The 16,802-nt window shown below is 42.1% G+C and carries 16 protein-coding genes; 14 read left to right on the top strand and 2 right to left on the bottom strand.

From position 1 onward, the window contains the following. Window positions 1-6 precede the first annotated feature (6 nt). The 5 genes from RRG12_RS01445 to RRG12_RS01425 all read left to right on the top strand — a co-directional run bounded on the left by RRG12_RS01445 (window position 7) and on the right by RRG12_RS01425 (window position 6,832). Window positions 7-753 (top strand): chemotaxis protein CheW, encoded by a 747-nt coding sequence (locus tag RRG12_RS01445; RefSeq protein ID WP_420758082.1) that lies wholly within the window; start codon window positions 7-9, stop codon window positions 751-753. Window positions 754-945: 192 nt separating this feature from the next. Continuing rightward, window positions 946-3,204, top strand: a complete 2,259-nt coding sequence (locus RRG12_RS01440; protein ID WP_420758081.1) for a hybrid sensor histidine kinase/response regulator — start codon at window positions 946-948, stop codon at window positions 3,202-3,204. 339 nt (window positions 3,205-3,543) lie between these two features. Next, window positions 3,544-4,536: a chemotaxis response regulator protein-glutamate methylesterase gene (locus tag RRG12_RS01435; protein WP_420758080.1), complete on the top strand. Its 993-nt coding sequence runs from the start codon at window positions 3,544-3,546 to the stop codon at window positions 4,534-4,536. A gap of 184 nt (window positions 4,537-4,720) precedes the next feature. Beyond that, window positions 4,721-6,115 (top strand): ATP-binding protein, encoded by a 1,395-nt coding sequence (locus RRG12_RS01430; RefSeq protein WP_420758079.1) that lies wholly within the window; start codon window positions 4,721-4,723, stop codon window positions 6,113-6,115. Between the two features lie 408 nt (window positions 6,116-6,523). Beyond that, window positions 6,524-6,832 (top strand): NIL domain-containing protein, encoded by a 309-nt coding sequence (locus RRG12_RS01425; RefSeq protein WP_069071444.1) that lies wholly within the window; start codon window positions 6,524-6,526, stop codon window positions 6,830-6,832. A gap of 71 nt (window positions 6,833-6,903) precedes the next feature. Here the strand turns inward: RRG12_RS01425 and RRG12_RS01420 are convergent, their stop codons facing one another. Then, complete coding sequence (locus RRG12_RS01420) at window positions 6,904-7,581, bottom strand: response regulator transcription factor (protein ID WP_012407592.1); 678 nt, start codon at window positions 7,579-7,581, stop codon at window positions 6,904-6,906. A 1,126-nt stretch (window positions 7,582-8,707) separates the two neighbouring features. Between RRG12_RS01420 and groES the strand changes: the two genes are divergently transcribed. The 3 genes from groES (at window position 8,708) to RRG12_RS01405 (ending at window position 11,884) form a co-directional block, all read left to right on the top strand. Then, a complete protein-coding gene (gene groES, locus RRG12_RS01415) occupies window positions 8,708-9,019 on the top strand; it encodes a co-chaperone GroES (protein WP_069071443.1) in 312 nt (103 codons plus the stop codon). An 86-nt stretch (window positions 9,020-9,105) separates the two neighbouring features. Beyond that, window positions 9,106-10,740: a chaperonin GroEL gene (gene groL / locus RRG12_RS01410; RefSeq protein WP_012407589.1), complete on the top strand. Its 1,635-nt coding sequence runs from the start codon at window positions 9,106-9,108 to the stop codon at window positions 10,738-10,740. A gap of 100 nt (window positions 10,741-10,840) precedes the next feature. Continuing rightward, window positions 10,841-11,884, top strand: coding sequence for an HNH endonuclease (locus RRG12_RS01405; protein WP_420758078.1), 1,044 nt, complete (start codon window positions 10,841-10,843; stop codon window positions 11,882-11,884). 53 nt (window positions 11,885-11,937) lie between these two features. Here the strand turns inward: RRG12_RS01405 and RRG12_RS01400 are convergent, their stop codons facing one another. Further along, window positions 11,938-12,123, bottom strand: coding sequence for a type II toxin-antitoxin system HicB family antitoxin (locus tag RRG12_RS01400; protein WP_420758077.1), 186 nt, complete (start codon window positions 12,121-12,123; stop codon window positions 11,938-11,940). A 118-nt stretch (window positions 12,124-12,241) separates the two neighbouring features. Here RRG12_RS01400 and RRG12_RS01395 point away from each other — a divergent pair, with 118 nt between their 5' ends. Genes RRG12_RS01395 through ureC form a run of 6 tightly spaced genes read left to right on the top strand, consistent with a single transcriptional unit; the run spans window position 12,242 to window position 16,802 of the window. Continuing rightward, window positions 12,242-13,021 (top strand): class I SAM-dependent methyltransferase, encoded by a 780-nt coding sequence (locus RRG12_RS01395; RefSeq protein ID WP_420758076.1) that lies wholly within the window; start codon window positions 12,242-12,244, stop codon window positions 13,019-13,021. Between the two features lie 16 nt (window positions 13,022-13,037). Further along, the gene (locus RRG12_RS01390; protein ID WP_420758075.1) at window positions 13,038-13,877 is read left to right on the top strand and encodes an urease accessory protein UreD; all 840 of its coding nucleotides are present in this window, start codon (window positions 13,038-13,040) and stop codon (window positions 13,875-13,877) included. Between the two features lie 25 nt (window positions 13,878-13,902). Continuing rightward, window positions 13,903-14,205 (top strand): urease subunit gamma, encoded by a 303-nt coding sequence (gene ureA / locus RRG12_RS01385; protein ID WP_289796910.1) that lies wholly within the window; start codon window positions 13,903-13,905, stop codon window positions 14,203-14,205. 21 nt (window positions 14,206-14,226) lie between these two features. Beyond that, window positions 14,227-14,532 carry an urease subunit beta gene (locus RRG12_RS01380; RefSeq protein ID WP_176727043.1) on the top strand — a complete coding sequence of 102 codons (306 nt, stop codon included), beginning with the start codon at window positions 14,227-14,229 and terminating at the stop codon, window positions 14,530-14,532. Window positions 14,533-14,540: 8 nt separating this feature from the next. Then, complete coding sequence (locus RRG12_RS01375; RefSeq protein ID WP_176727044.1) at window positions 14,541-15,077, top strand: DUF1349 domain-containing protein; 537 nt, start codon at window positions 14,541-14,543, stop codon at window positions 15,075-15,077. 9 nt (window positions 15,078-15,086) lie between these two features. Further along, window positions 15,087-16,802: an urease subunit alpha gene (gene ureC, locus RRG12_RS01370; RefSeq protein ID WP_420758074.1), complete on the top strand. Its 1,716-nt coding sequence runs from the start codon at window positions 15,087-15,089 to the stop codon at window positions 16,800-16,802.

The following is a 16,802-nucleotide window of genomic DNA, read 5'->3' as shown; positions in this document are numbered from 1 at the left end:
GATTTTATGGATAGTATCGCTACGCCATTAAATATTGAACGTTGTTGGAATTTTATCGGCATTGAGGGCGATCGCTCCTGTCCCCAATTAGCCACCTATACCCATTGCCGCAATTGTCCTGTTTATTCTGCTGCTGGACGCTATTTGCTAGAGCGCTCCATACCTGAAGATTATCGCCATCAGTGGACTGAGTTACTGGCTAAATCTAGAGTCGATGAAAATTCCCAGATATCCCATGCTTTACGCACAACTCAAATCACGGTTGTGATTTTTCGTCTGCAACGAGAATGGCTGGCACTTTCTGCCCAAATCTTCAAGGAAATTTCCCCTCCGAGTGTGGTTCATACCCTACCGCATCGCAGCAACCAAATCTTGCGGGGATTGGTAAGTATCCGAGGCGAATTACTATTGTGTATTTCTTTAAGCGATTTGTTGAATCTCGAAGCTGCCGATACAGCAGTACAAACGCTCAGTCCAGTGGTGTATTCGCGTATGGTGGTGCTGGAAAAAGCAGATAAAACTTGGGTGTTTGGTGTAGATGAACTTTATGGAGTACACCGATTTCACCAGGATGAGTTACAAGATCCGCCCAAAAGTCTGACTCAAACTTATACTAAAGGGTTATTTCACTGGCAACCTAGCGTGTCACCAATGGAGCGATCTGCCTCTGGCGGCAGCGCTTCGCTAACGCACAGTGTCAGCTATTTGGATGAGGAATTGTTATTCACCACCTTAGCTAGGAAGGTGCTGTAATCAAAAACCTAACCCCCCACAACCCCACAAGTCGAATTACCCCCCTTAATCCCCCCGATGCATTGGGGGGAAACAGGAAATCTAGTTCCCTCCCCTTTACAAGGGGAGGGTTAGGGAGGGGTAAAACGTATTAGGGGTTGGGGGAGAGGTTCTTCCAGGATTAATGAATCGGTGTTCTAGGAAGGTGTAGTAATGTTAGAAGAATTTGATGTTAGCAATCTTTCCTTGCTGGATTTATTCAACATGGAAGTAAAAGCCCAAGTTGTGGTAATGAATGATTGTCTATTGGCACTGGAGACGAAACCCGATCCTCAACCAGAACTGGCAGCCTTAATGCGGGCAGCCCATTGCATTAAAGGCGCTGCGCGAATTGTCCAAATCGATCCAGTTGTCAATCTTGCCCACGTCATGGAAGACTGCTTTGTGGCGGCTCAAGAAGGAAAAGTTACTTTAACCGCCGATCGCATTGATGTATTGTTGCAAGGGGTAGATATGCTCCTGCGTATAGCTGAAACGTTTACAGCTAACCCAAATTTGCAGATTTTAGAAAATATCGGCATTCAATCGTTAGTGAGTGCGATCGCTAATATCCTAACTCCAGAGGCAACCTCTACAGAAATTCATCCCCTAATAACAACAGCGCAGTTAGAAGACAACCAACAGACAACCCTTATTTCCCCATCCCCACTAGAAGAACTGGGCATCACCCAAAATCGGGCGGTGCGAATGAGTACTGAAAATCTCAATCGCTTGATGGGTTTAGCTGGAGAGTCTTTAGTTGAGGCAAATTTATTAGAACCATTTGCTAACTCTTTGCTGAAACTAAGAAGCAATCAGGGGGAATTATCCAACCTGTTGGAGAAGTTACAGGAGTTATTAGGCAACTATCATCTAGATCGGCAAATTAAGGAAACCTTGAGTGCAACTCATCAGAAAGCTAACGAATGTTACCAGATGATGAGCGATCGCCAAAACCAACTAGAAAAATTTTCTCAGCGTTCTGCGAACCTTTCCCAGCGCCTATATCAAGAAGTTATTGCTACTCGAATGTGTTCCTTTGCTGATGGGGGACAGGGATTTCCCCGGATGGTGCGCGACTTAGCAAGACAATTGAGTAAACGGGTGAAACTGGAAATCATCGGTAAATCTACTTTGGTAGATCGAGATATTCTAGAACGCCTAGAAGCTCCATTGACTCATATTCTGCGGAATGCGATCGATCATGGCATTGAAACGCCCCAGGAACGTCTAGCAGCCGGAAAGCCAGAAGAAGGAATTATTCGTATTGAAGTTACCCATCGCGCCGGAATGCTGTTTATCACCGTTGCAGATGATGGACGGGGAATCGATATCGAGTTTTTGCGCCAAGCAGTCATCAGCAAACAACTGACAAACCCGGAAATGGCAGCCCAACTTACCGAAGTTGAGTTGATGGAATTCTTATTTTTGCCTGGTTTCTCCACAACCCAGACTGTCACCGAAATTTCGGGACGGGGTGTGGGTTTGGATATAGCCCATAGCGCAGTGCGGGAAGTTGGCGGGACGCTGCGGGCGGTTTCTGTGTTCGGAAGCGGTATGACCTTTTACTTGCAGTTACCGCTGACGCTATCTGTGATTCGCACCTTGTTGGTGGAAATTGCTGGCGAACCTTATGCCTTTGGGCTGACACGCATTGAACAGGTGTTGATATTATCGAAGTCTAAGATTGCTGTCTCGGAAAATCGCCCATTTTTCGTGATGAATAATCAACCTGTGGAGTTGATTTTGGCAAGTCAAGTTTTAGAGTTAGCCTCGCCTGCGGTGAATATAGAATCGTTATCAGTGATTGTAATTAGCGATCGCCTCAATCGTTATGGATTAGTTGTAGATCGGTTTCTCGGTGAGTGCAATTTGGTTGTCCGCCCCCTAGATCCCCGTCTTGGTAAAGTCCCGAATATTAGCGCCGCCGCCCTCATGGATGATGGTTCCCCAGTGTTGATTGTCGATGTTGAAGATTTAGTCCGTTCCATTGCGAAGGTGTTTTCTAGTGGACAACTTTCTCAGGTAAATCAGTCTACTCATCAGGTAGTTACCAAAACTTACAAGCGAGTGTTAGTGGTGGATGATTCGATCACTGTGCGCGAAATGGAGCGCAAACTCTTAGAAAACAATGGTTACAAAGCTGAAGTGGCGGTTAATGGCATTGATGGTTGGAATGCAATCCGTAGCGGCGATTATGACTTGGTGGTGACAGATATTGATATGCCCCGAATGAACGGCTTTGAACTCACCAGCCAGATCAAAACTCATGCCAAATTGAAGCAAATACCTGTGATTATCGTTTCTTATAAAGACCGAGAAGAAGACCGATTGCAAGGGTTAGAAGCAGGTGCAGACTACTATCTCACTAAGAGCAGCTTTCATGATGACACTCTATTAAAGGCGGTGATTGACTTAATTGGAGAAGCATAAACCAATTTTAGATTTTGGATTTTGGATTAAAAATCTTTATTTTCAGACAATACTATTCAATTGTTCTCAATTAAGCATTTTTAATTCCGAATCAGGTTTTAGGAAAAATTTAAATGGTAAGCTTTAAAGGTTTTTTTGATGAAAATAATAGATCAAAAACACGCGATTTATCGCTGTCCATACAATATAAATCTTTTGTAGAGACGGCGATTTATCGCGTCTCTCGATTTATTGTGTAAACTTTAAATTGAGAAATCAAGAAACCGACCACAAACAAAATTAGCAATAAACCTTTGACAATCCAAAATCCAAAATCCAAAATCCAAAATGGTATAGCCTGTGAGAATTGCGATCGCTAACGATATGTTTATGGCTGTAGAGGCACTACGGCGTATTTTGGTAAAAGTACCAGATTACAAGCTGGCGTGGGTTGCCTATGATGGTGCGGAAGCTGTAAGCAAATGTGCGGCTGATACTCCCGACTTAATATTGATGGATGTGCTGATGCCTAGCATGGATGGAGTAGAAGCTACACGGCATATCATGAGCCAATCTCCCTGCGCTATTGTGATGGTGACAGCTAGCGTTAATCGCTATGCAGCTAAGGTTTTTGAAGCAATGGGCTATGGAGCCTTGGATGCCATCAACACGCCAATCTTAGGTGATGATGGACTACTAAATAAAATTGCCGCGATCGCTCAATTAATTGGCAAATCTTCACATCGGCGATCGCCACCTGTCCATAACTCAAAATCACTTCCACCCCTAATTGTGATGGGGGCTTCCACTGGTGGGCCTCAAGCATTGACAACTATTCTCTCTCAATTTCCCCAGGATTTTCCGGCGGCTGTAATTGTTGTTCAGCATGTAGATGCCCAATTTGTCCAAGGTTTTACAGCCTGGTTAAATGAACAAATTCCTATATCTGTGCAACTAGCGATCGCAGGTTCTACACCACAACCTGGTCAAGTTCTCATTGCTGGCACAAATCATCATTTGGTCATGCGTCCCGACCTCACCCTTGGCTATGACAAAGAACCACTAAATTTTTCCTACCGTCCATCAGTCGATGTTTTCTTCAGAAGTGTGGCTAAAAATTGGACTGGAAAGGGGGTTGGGGTATTGCTGACGGGGATGGGTCGAGATGGCGCTCAAGGCTTAAAACGATTGCGCGAAGTAGATTGGCACACTATTGCCCAAGACTCCAAAACTTGCGTTGTTTATGGTATGCCGAAAGTAGCAGTGGAATTAAAAGCTGCGGTGGAAGTTTTGCCAGTTGAGGCGATCGCATCCGCTTGCATGAACTTTACGGTAAAACACTTAATCAAATAGTAGTTTATTATACATTTTTTCTTCAAAGTATCTACCTGAAGGCAGATACTTAAAATACCTTTACGAAGTATTGCAAAACACTAATACACTTAAATACTGAGATATGATTGCGACAATTACAGATTAGTAGATTTAACTGACTAGTTTGTATTATTGAAAACAAAGACCTATTTAGAGGTGCTAAATGAACCTGCAAGAAACAGCACTCTTAGAAATATCTCCAAAAACAGTAAAATTATCGCCAAACTGGATTCAACCACAAACTCCACAAGCTGCGCCATTTATTCTGGATGGCAAAATCTCGACAGTAAGGCTTCTGCTAATTGACGATCAGGTAATCATCAGCGAAGCCTTCCGTCGGATCGTTGCAACCGAAACAGATATTTCCCTTCACTACACAAGCAATCCAGCTAAAGCTATTCAAGATGCGATCGCCATAGAACCAACGGTGATCTTTTTGGATATGATCATGCCAGATATCGATGGATTAATGTTACTGCGTTGGTTCCGCTCTCATCCAGTAACTCGTGATATTCCAATCGTCATGCTATCCAGTAAAGAAGAAGCAAAGTTGAAAGCCGACGCCTTTACCGAGGGTGCAAATGACTACCTAATCAAGTTACCCGATGCCGTTGAGTTAATTGCCCGCATTCGTTATCATTCCAAAGCATACAACAACCTCAAAGCCCTCACGACTGCAACTGCTACTGCCCAACTTCAAGCACAACAGTTAAAAAATACCTTACAGGAATTGCAAACAACCCAAGTACAATTGATCCAGACTGAGAAAATGTCTAGCTTGGGTCGGATGGTCGCAGGTTTAGCCCACGAAATTAATAATCCTGTTAATTTTATTCACGGCAATTTTGATCATCTTAATAACCATGTAAACTGTCTTGTAAATTTCATTGAACTATATCAACAAGAACATCCAGAGTTATATTCTTTATTTGAAGAAAAATTTGGTGATTTTAATCTTGATTTTATCATCGATGATTTACCAAAAATTCTTTCATCCATGAGGATAGGGACTGATCGGATTCGTGACATTGTGCTATCCCTAAGAAATTTTTCTCGACTCGATCAGTCAGAGAAAAAAGCTGTGAATATTCATGAAGGGATTGAAAGTACGTTATTACTCTTAAATCATCGGCTACAATCAAAAATTGAAATTATTAAAAACTATGGAAATCTCCCACCAGTTCAATGTTATCCAGCACAACTAAACCAAGTATTCATGAATATCCTTAGTAATGGCATTGATGCTTTACTAGACTTAGATAATCAGATCCAAAAGCAAATCCTGATTAAAACTGAAGTAACTGAATTAGATACAGTGATAATTACATTCAGGGATAACGGTGATGGAATAGATTCGGAGATCCAAAGCAAGATATTTGATCCTTTTTTTACAACTAAACCTATCAACAAAGGAACAGGATTAGGTTTGGCAATTAGCCATCAAATTATTGAGAAACATCAGGGAAATATCCAGCTAAAGTCTGAGTTTGCTTATGGAACAGAATTTGCGATTGAAATTCCAATAGCATTAGCTGTTAATCATAAAAACAACACTTAAATTAAGACTTCACCGGAGAATTATTTTTTAGGGCATTGATTTATCTTCTAACAAAATTTAACTTATAAGTTTCTAAATAAGAATGCTGAATTCTGTTTTAATAAATACATAATCCATTAGATGCTAATACTATTTAATTAAGACAAAAGACGCGATAAATCGCCGTCTCTACAATAATTTATCGCATCTTGTGCTCTATAATTTTCATCAAAAAACCTTAACCGAAGCGTATTGCATTAGATGCGATCGCACTTCTTTATAGGAATTCATCATTGATATCATCGAATCTTGATGATATCAATCGTGAATCATTTATTACCCCTTGCGTACATGGGATGAGTGGCGCTAGTGTTAAAAGAAATCGTGCAAAGCTGAACCCTCGTCCAAGAAGTCGAATAGGAAGCTACAATGTCAATTCAAAATAGACAGGTAAAATCTAATACTGATATTTTAGATAATAGACGTACCCAAACTCGCATCCAGATTCGTATTCCTAAAGACTTACATGAGGAACCAGTGATTTCACGACTGGTTTCTCACTATGGCGTCACAGTCATTATTGCTGATGCTCAGGTAAGCGCAAACGTGCCACAATATAGCTGCTTCGATCTGGAACTACGGGGCACTGTTTCCCAGATTGAAAGTGCCTTAACTTACCTGGATGAACTGGATTTAGAAGTTTTGCACCAATCTAGCCCTGAAGAAGATGGTTGGTAATCAATTTTCGATTTCGGATTTTGGATTTTAGATTATCAATCCAAAATCCAAAATCTAAAATCTAAAATTGGCTATGCCATTTGATTTTCAATCGCCCACCGCGCTAGTTCAGTGCGGTTGTGGAGATTGGTTTTGCCCAACATATTGGACACATGGCTTTCAACCGTGCGCTGACTAACATTTAGTTCTTCAGCAATTTCACGGTTAGCTAAACCCCTAGCAACAAACTGAACTACTTTCAGTTCGGTTGGGGTTAATTGCACATCGAAGGGAACCTGGATACGGGAACCGTTTTCGCCTCCTTTTGCTTGGTGTTCTTTCCAACGGATAGTTTGTTTCAGCGAGGATTCAACTTGTGCTACGAGTTCTTCTGGCTCAAAGGGCTTGACCATATAAACATCAGCACCTTTATTCAGACCCTTAACTCGGTCTGCACTTTGTCCCTTAGCTGAAAGGAAAAGAACCGGAATCCAGCTGGTGCGTTCGTTTTGCCGGACTTGTTCCACAAAAGTATATCCGTCCATTTCCGGCATCATCACATCGCAGATGATCATGTCTGGAACATCTTGCTCTAAAATTTCCAGAGCTTCACGTCCATTTTCAGCGGTGATGACTTCATATCCCCGGAATTCCAAGTAATCCTTCACCAGCAAGATGAGGTTAGGGTCATCATCAATCAATAGAAGTCGTTTGTGATCTTTCATGCTGGGCTCTTTCATAGCAGTGGCACTTGTCGCGCTTCGGTCCATCAAAGTCTTGAATATTTATCCTCTATGTGGGTTATTCGAGATGTTGTCCTTTTTCCTACTTAACTTGCCTTTGCTGCCTCGAAGTCTCAAAAATGCCGAGCACTTTCAATAGACTAGTAGCTCGATAGCAAAAGTCCAGCAAGGATACGTATAGCAGTAGTATCTATAATGCGCTATTATATATCGCTTTGAAAGGGGCGGGGTAAAAAACACTGATTAAATAATAATCTTTCGGACTCACAAGTAAGTATTGGCTTAAAGATGACCCTACCTCAAAACCAACCCGCACTTTCTTAAAGCTTACTGCTATACCATATCTTTTGGATGTTAAGCCTCTATGAGGTGTTCTCAAGAAACTAGGGAAGTTTCTGGCAAAGGATGGGTTGAAAACGCATATTTTTCTACCACCTTATTGCCTATTTAGTGTTCTCGGATGATCCGAAGGGTAACTTCCGGGTTTGCTTGGCGATACCAGACACCATTAGGGTAAACCACTATTATGGGTCTAGAACAAGAAACACGCAAGCACTTGGCTTTAGTTTTATAGACGCAAATAGAATAACTTGCTTGCGGCTCATCGAGTTTTAATTCTTTAAGTCGCTTGTTTAAGTAATCCCAGAATTCCAGACTAGCTCGTTTTGAGCAGCAATTGTCTGGTCAGCGCAAATAAAAAATATGTCGCTGAATTTTTGCAAGTCCTAAACTTTCTACACAATTACTCAGGGTCTTATGTTCCAGAGACTTAGTAGTTTTGGGGATTTGGTGGCTGGACTGGATCACTTTCACTGTATTGTTACTCATCGAGCGGCTCCCTGATTACAGTTCTATAACAATTTGCAAGCTTTGCAAATAAAGTTGAATGGGGAGTGGGGAACGGGGAACGGGGAATGGGGAAGAATTCTCATAACTCTTAACTCTCTACTCCTAACTCCCTACTCCCTACTCTCTTCGTAACTTACAGAACAAACCCTGAAAAGTAGAAATAATTAAGCATTTATACTTAAGTACATCTATGAGCCTCTAGTTCGGGAACCCGTACTCAATGAATTCTTGCCATTGGACGCTACTTTTCGGTAAATTAGCACTCAGGAGTCGAGAGTGCTAAACTTTAAGGGAAAGAAATAATATGGCAGCTTTATCTTTAAGCGTTTCTACAGTTAAACCTTTGAGCGATCGCGTTTTCGTAAAAGTGAACGCTTCTGAGGAAAAGACCGCAGGTGGTCTGTATTTACCCGATACCGCCAAGGAAAAGCCCCAAGTAGGGGAAGTAGTTGCCCTTGGCCCTGGCAAGCGTAACGATGACGGTAGCCGTCAAGAATTAGAAATTAAAGTCGGTGACAAGGTGCTGTACTCCAAGTACGCTGGCACTGACATCAAACTTGGCACTGAAGAATATGTACTGCTTTCTGAAAAAGATATTTTAGCAGTTGTTATCTAGTGGTCATTAGTCATTAGCCAATGACAAATGACGAAAGACGAAAGACAAAATACAAAAGACGAGAGACAAAGGACAACTAAGCAATTATGGCAAAGCGCATTATCTACAACGAAAACGCCCGTCGCGCCTTGGAACGAGGCATTGACATCCTGGCTGAGGCTGTAGCTGTTACCCTTGGTCCCAAAGGTCGCAACGTAGTTCTAGAAAAGAAGTTTGGCGCACCGCAAATCGTCAATGACGGTGTAACGATCGCTAAAGAAATCGAATTAGAAGACCACATTGAAAACACTGGTGTAGCTCTGATTCGTCAAGCTGCTTCTAAGACCAATGATGCTGCGGGCGATGGTACTACCACTGCTACCGTTTTAGCTCATGCGATCGTCAAAGAAGGCTTGCGGAACGTTGCAGCTGGTGCTAACGCAATTTCCCTGAAGCGTGGTATTGACAAAGCTACTGCCTTTTTGGTAGACAAAATCAAAGAACACGCCCGTCCAGTGGAAGATTCCAAAGCCATTGCCCAAGTTGGTGCGATCTCGGCTGGTAATGACGAAGAAGTCGGTCAGATGATTGCCCAAGCAATGGACAAGGTGGGTAAAGAAGGCGTAATTTCCCTAGAAGAAGGGAAATCTATGTTCACCGAGTTGGAAATCACTGAAGGGATGCGCTTTGACAAAGGCTACATCTCTCCTTATTTCGCTACTGACCCTGAGCGGATGGAAGCAGTTTTTGATGAGCCTTTCATACTGCTGACCGATAAGAAAATCGCTTTGGTACAAGACCTTGTACCAGTGTTAGAGCAAGTAGCTCGTGCTGGTCGTCCTTTGGTGATTATCGCTGAAGATATTGAAAAAGAAGCTTTGGCAACCTTGGTAGTAAACCGTTTACGCGGTGTACTCAACGTGGCTGCTGTTAAAGCTCCTGGTTTTGGCGATCGCCGCAAAGCACTACTAGAAGACATCGCTGTTTTGACCGGTGGTCAACTAATTACCGAAGATGCTGGTTTGAAGCTAGATAACACCAAGCTAGATAGCCTGGGTAAAGCTCGCCGAATCACCATCACCAAGGACAGCACCACAATTGTTGCCGAAGGTAACGAAGCTGCCGTTAAGGCTCGTGTCGAACAGATTCGTCGTCAAATCGATGAAACCGAATCTTCTTACGACAAAGAGAAATTACAAGAGCGTCTTGCTAAACTCTCCGGTGGTGTTGCTGTAGTGAAAGTTGGTGCAGCGACGGAAACCGAAATGAAAGACAAGAAGCTGCGCCTAGAAGACGCTATCAACGCCACCAAAGCTGCTGTGGAAGAAGGTATCGTTCCCGGCGGTGGTACAACTCTGGCTCACCTTGCTCCTGAATTGGAAGTTTGGGCAAAGAGCAATCTTAAGGATGAAGAGTTGATTGGTGCTTTGATTGTCGTTCGCGCCTTACCTGCACCTCTGAAGCGGATTGCTGAAAACGCCGGTCAGAATGGTGCTGTGATCGCTGAACGCGTGAAAGAGAAAGAATTCAACGTTGGCTACAACGCTGCGACAAACGAATTCGTCGATTTGTTAGCTGCTGGTATTGTTGACCCTGCAAAAGTGACTCGTTCTGCTCTGCAAAACGCTGCTTCCATCGCTGGCATGGTGTTGACAACCGAATGTATCATAGTTGACAAACCTGAGCCTAAAGATGGCGCTCCTGCTGGCGCTGGTGCTGGCGGCGGCGACTTCGATTACTAATACTTTGTAGTTACATAAGTTGTAAAACAGCTGCTTCCCTTGTGGAGGCGGCTGTTTTTTTGTTTGAACTACGGAGATGTAAAAAAAGGAGGAAGAAAAGATGAGTATAGATGTAAAAACACTTTGGGGTCGTTCTGGAAATCGGTGTGCTTTTTGTAAAATTGAACTAACACCTATTGGGTCAAAAAGTACTTTAGGTGAGATGGCTCATATCGTTGCTAAATCACCTAAGGGGCCTCGTGGTCAAAGCAATCTTACATCTGAACAAAGGGATGAATGCTCCAATTTAATATTGCTATGCCCAACACACCATACTCTAATTGATTCCAATCCAGAAGAATGGAAAGTGGAAAAGTTAAAGCAAATTAAGGCAGAACATGAAAATTGGGTTTCTAGTCAACTAGAAAATGGAAGAATTTATATAAATAAAATTGACAATTCAACTTTTCTTAAAGTAAGAGAAGAAGAATGGATTAAATTTGTTGGAAATCATGTATGGTCTATAGTTAGTTTAACACCTCTTCATATTTCTAATGATAGTCTTAATCCGCTTAATCCCGATTTACTAAAATCAATCCATACTTTGAAGTTACCTCAATTCTATGGTTATACGAGCATATCAGATAATATAAATCAATTTAATACAAGACCAAATGAATATGGAGTTATTAATGAAGAATTACGACATATCGAACAATATAAGTTTGGTCATAAAATTCAAGTTTTTAGAAATAGTCATTGTGAATTTATGATTTGCTTAGAAGGCGTTGCTTCTAGCGCTAATACTTTATCAACCAGGGTATTAACGTATGAAGATATAGCTCTAAGTTTTACTACTCAAATCAATGGCTTAATAAATATCTGGACAAAACACTTAGAATTAAATGATATGTTATTAACTACACTGATTACTAATACAACTAACACCAATCTTTATTCAGGAAAAAAAACATGGAATGGTTATGAATTAGGATTTACTGTAACTTCACAAGTACTAAAATACAACAAGAATATTAATAGGTGTGAAACTTTAGAGTCAGTGCAAGAATCAGTTATAAAAAGATTTGTCAATTATTTTGGTTTGAATATCGACAGAGTTTTTGGGGAAGATGGAAAGTTTAACCAACCCAGCAAACTATATTAATAATGTTGCCCAATATGTTGATAAATTGAAACAACACAACAAGACTTCTTTGATTATACGTAATCTGCTACCTTATCCTGAGATTGTGCTTCTAATAACTTACGTGCTACATCACGGGCAATTTCTAAAGTTTCAGCAACAGTCCGCCCTTGAGCTACTAAACCTTGAAGTTCATCAGATGTTGCTAAATAAACGCCTTCTGGTAATTTTTCAATGTGGATGTCTAGCAATCTTTCCATTATTGTATGTAAATGTTACTGTTTGGAGCGGTTTAATTGTTATGATATCGCTTTTCTGAACTACAGCGATGTCTACGACGGGCTACGCCTACGCACTTCAACTTTTACATAAAAACCTATGAGCCAAATTAATTCTGAAACAACCCCATTACATACCTTAAACCCACTCAACCGATTTTCTGACAGAGCAGAGGATTATGTAAAATATCGACCAAGCTATCCCGCAGATGCAATTGATATTATCTTGGAAGGATTAGGTGAAAATTCACAACTCGTAGCAGCAGATATTGGTGCAGGTACAGGAATTTCTTCAAGATTGTTAGCTGAACGGGGAGTTAATGTCATAGCCATAGAACCAAACGCGGCGATGCGAGAAGCTGCTAAACCACATCCTTTGATAGAGTTTCGTGATGGAACAGCCGAATTTACCCAATTACCTGATAATTCAGTTGATTTAGTTACTTGTTTTCAAGCTTTCCACTGGTTCAATCCCGAACCAACTTTGTTGGAATTTCACCGCATTTTAAAACCATCAGCACGCTTGGCTGTGGTGTGGAATAATCGCGATCGAGAAGATACGTTAACTACAGAATATAGCCGAATAGTCCGCGAAGCATCTAATAATCACCCAGCAGAATCTCGAATGCAGTCGGTAGAGCCACTGTTAGTAACTCCCTATTTTATTAACATCCACGAATATAATTTTACTTATAGACAACAGTTAGATTTAACTGGACTTATTGGACGAGCAATGAGTGTTTCTTATTTGCCGCGTGAAGGCTTGGCATACGAACAGCTTATTGATAATTTTCAAGAATTATATCAGCGCTTTCGTGATAAAAATGGTTTTGTCTATATGGTCTATCGGACTAGCGTACACCTTGGTGAAGTAATTTAAAAATAAAAATTTATAAATGACCTGCAATCCTCAAATAGCAGAAGGTTGGCATGGCAAACTTAATTTAGTTTATGCCGATCGCCAGGGTAAAACCCAATTAATTTACAATCACCACCAAGCACCCCTGAAGGTACAACGCCCATTTTATCCAGAAGGGGAAAAAGTTTGTCATAGCGTAATTTTACACACGGCTGGGGGAATGGTGGGAGGCGATCGCTTATCCTCTAATATTCACCTCCAACCCCAAGCCCAAACCTTAATCACCACGGCGGCTGCAAGCAAAATATACCGCAGTAATGGCTTACAAGCTAGACAAACCATACAGATGCAGGTTGACGCTGATGCTTGTTTAGAATGGTTGCCGCAAGAGACAATTTTATTTAACAACGCAATTTATCGGCAAGATTTACGGGTAGAATTAGCAACCGGGGCTAGCTTCTTAGGCTGGGAAATTACCCGATTTGGTCGCAGTGCTAGAGGAGAGAAATTCTTACAAGGAGAATGGCGATCGCACACGGAAATTTGGCAGCAAGGTGTTCCTTTATGGATTGATCGCCAATACTTACCGGGTAGCGAAGACATTTTCCACAGTCCCCACGCTTTGGCTGGAAAACCAATCGTAGGTAGTTTAGTTTGGGTTGGTAGTGCCGTTTCAGCAGAAATTGTTGAAAAAACGCGAAATTTATGGAATGGGGTAGGAGAAGCGGGTGTTAGCCGATTACAACATGGATTATTGTGTCGATATCGCGGTGCTTCCACATCTGAGGTGAGAAACTGGTTTATTGATGTTTGGCAATTGCTGCGAATTTCTTTTTTGAATCGTGGTAATTGTATACCAAGAGTATGGCAGGTTTGAGCTAATCAGGGAGGAGGAAGTACGAATGCAACTTACGCCGCAGGAAAAAGATAAGCTATTAATTTTTACTGCTGCTTTATTAGCAGAAAGACGAAAAGGAAGGGGTTTAAAACTGAATTATCCCGAAGCGATCGCTTATATTTCTGCTGCTATTTTAGAAGGTGCAAGAGATGGGCAAAGCGTAGCTGAATTGATGAGTTATGGTACAACTCTCTTAACGCGGGATGATGTCATGGAAGGAATACCTGAAATGGTGCATGATGTACAGGTAGAAGCAACTTTTCCTGATGGCACAAAGTTAGTAACAGTACATAATCCAATTCGTTAAGTTTGGGAATTTAAATATATTATGATTCCTGGGGAAATTATCACACCAGCAGGTGAAATTGAACTAAATGTTGGTCGTCCAACAATAAAATTGCAAGTGTCAAATACAGGCGATCGCCCGATACAAGTTGGTTCACATTATCACTTTTATGAAGTCAACACCGCCTTAAACTTTGACAGAGAACAAGCGCGAGGAATGCGCCTCGATATCCCCGCAGGAACCGCAGTCCGCTTTGAACCAGGCGACGAAAAAGAAATAACTCTAGTCCCCTTAGTTGGTACTCGCCAAGTCTACGGTTTCAATGCCAAAATTAACGGTTCTCTTTAGCTATGAAAATGGAATGGTACAATGAACCGCCTGTTTGGGAAGTTAAAGATGAAGCGATCGCTATCACTTCCGGCGCAAAAACAGATTTCTGGCGGGAAACTCACTACGGTTTTATTAGAGATAATGGTCACTTTTTTTATCAAAAGATTCAAGGTGACTTTATTGCTGAAGTGAAAATCAGCGGACAATATCAGGATTTATACGATCAAGCGGGCCTGATGGTACGTTTAGATGAGTTGAATTGGTTAAAATGTGGCATCGAATTTGTCAATGGTGTGCAACAAGTTAGCGCAGTAGTAACACGCAATTACTCAGATTGGTCTGTTATTCCAATGCCGCAAAATCCGTCTGCAATTTGGGTGCGTGTAACTCGACGCGGCACAGCAATAGAGGTGGAATACTCTTTGAATGGAACTGAATATACAATGCTGCGGCTCGCTTATTTGACTCCAGCGGAAACAGTAAGTGTAGGTGTGATGTGTGCCTCACCTGAAGGGAATGGTTTCCAGATGAGGTTTGAAAAATTCCAAATTCGCAGTTTGTGAGGAACAGTTATGAGTTACAGAATGGATCGCCGCGCTTATGCCGAAACCTACGGGCCAACAGTAGGCGATCGCATCCGACTTGCAGATACAGAATTATTTATTGAAGTTGAACAAGATTTCACCACCTACGGCGACGAAGTGAAATTCGGCGGCGGTAAAGTCATCAGAGATGGAATGGGACAATCCCCCATTTCTAACGCCGATGGTGCTGTAGATTTAGTAATTACCAATGCCTTAATTCTCGATTGGTGGGGTATTGTCAAAGCAGATATCGGCATTAAAGATGGCAAGATTTTCAAAATTGGTAAAGCTGGGAATCCTTATATTCAAGACAATGTAGATATTATTATTGGCCCCGGAACTGAAGCCTTAGCCGGTGAAGGAATGATTCTCACTACTGGCGGTATTGATGCCCATATTCATTTTATTTGCCCCCAACAGATTGAAGTTGCGATCGCTTCCGGGATTACCACCATGCTCGGCGGCGGTACTGGCCCAGCTACAGGTACAAATGCCACTACCTGCACCCCAGGCCCTTGGAATATTTACCGGATGCTGCAAGCTGCTGATGCTTTTCCCGTCAACTTAGGGTTTATGGGCAAAGGTAACGCCAGCAAACCCCAAGGACTTGTAGAACAAGTAAATGCTGGTGCAATGGGGTTAAAACTTCATGAAGATTGGGGAACCACACCCGCAGCAATTGATACTTGCCTCAGTGTTGCCGATGAATATGATGTGCAAGTAGCGATTCATACTGATACCCTGAACGAAGCCGGATTTGTCGAAGATACGATCGCTGCTTTCAAGAATCGTACCATCCACACCTACCACACCGAAGGCGCAGGTGGCGGACACGCACCAGATATCATCAAAGTTTGCGGTCAAGCCAATGTTTTACCATCTTCTACCAATCCCACACGTCCTTATACCCTCAACACCTTAGATGAACACCTGGATATGTTGATGGTATGCCATCATCTTGATCCAGCGATCGCTGAAGATGTTGCTTTTGCCGAATCTCGCATCCGCCGAGAAACCATTGCCGCCGAGGATATTTTGCACGACTTAGGCGCATTTAGCATGATTTCTTCCGATTCCCAGGCAATGGGAAGGGTAGGCGAAGTGATAATTCGCACCTGGCAGACATCTCACAAAATGAAGGTGCAGCGAGGAACCCTTAACCCAGAAGGAACTGAGCAAAAAGCAGATAATTTTCGTGCGAAAAGATATGTTGCTAAGTATACAATTAACCCTGCGATCGCTCACGGAATTGCTCAATATGTGGGTTCAGTGGAAGAGGGAAAATTAGCAGATTTATGTTTGTGGCGTCCTGCGTTTTTTGGCGTGAAGCCAGAAATAGTTATTAAAGGCGGAATGATTGCATGGGCGCAAATGGGCGATGCTAACGCCAGTATTCCTACACCTCAACCAGTGTATATGCGATCGATGTTTGGTAGTTTTGCAGGGGCGCGTCATGCCACATCATTAACTTTTGTTTCCCAAGCAGCTTTAGAAAAAGAAATTCCCAGCCAGCTAGGTTTACAAAAGTCAGCAGTTGCCGTTTCTGGAACACGCCAATTGAGTAAGCGGGATATGAAGCTGAATGATGCACTACCCCACATTGAAGTCGATCCAGAAACATACCAAGTTAGGGCAGATGGTGAGTTGCTGATTTGTGAACCTGCGACAGTTTTACCAATGGCACAGAGGTACTTTTTGTTTTAA

It is taken from the genome of Nostoc sp. CALU 546 (assembly GCF_048836525.1).
Note: the sequence above shows the minus strand (reverse complement) of the source record. Positions and strands in the feature narration are given on the sequence as shown.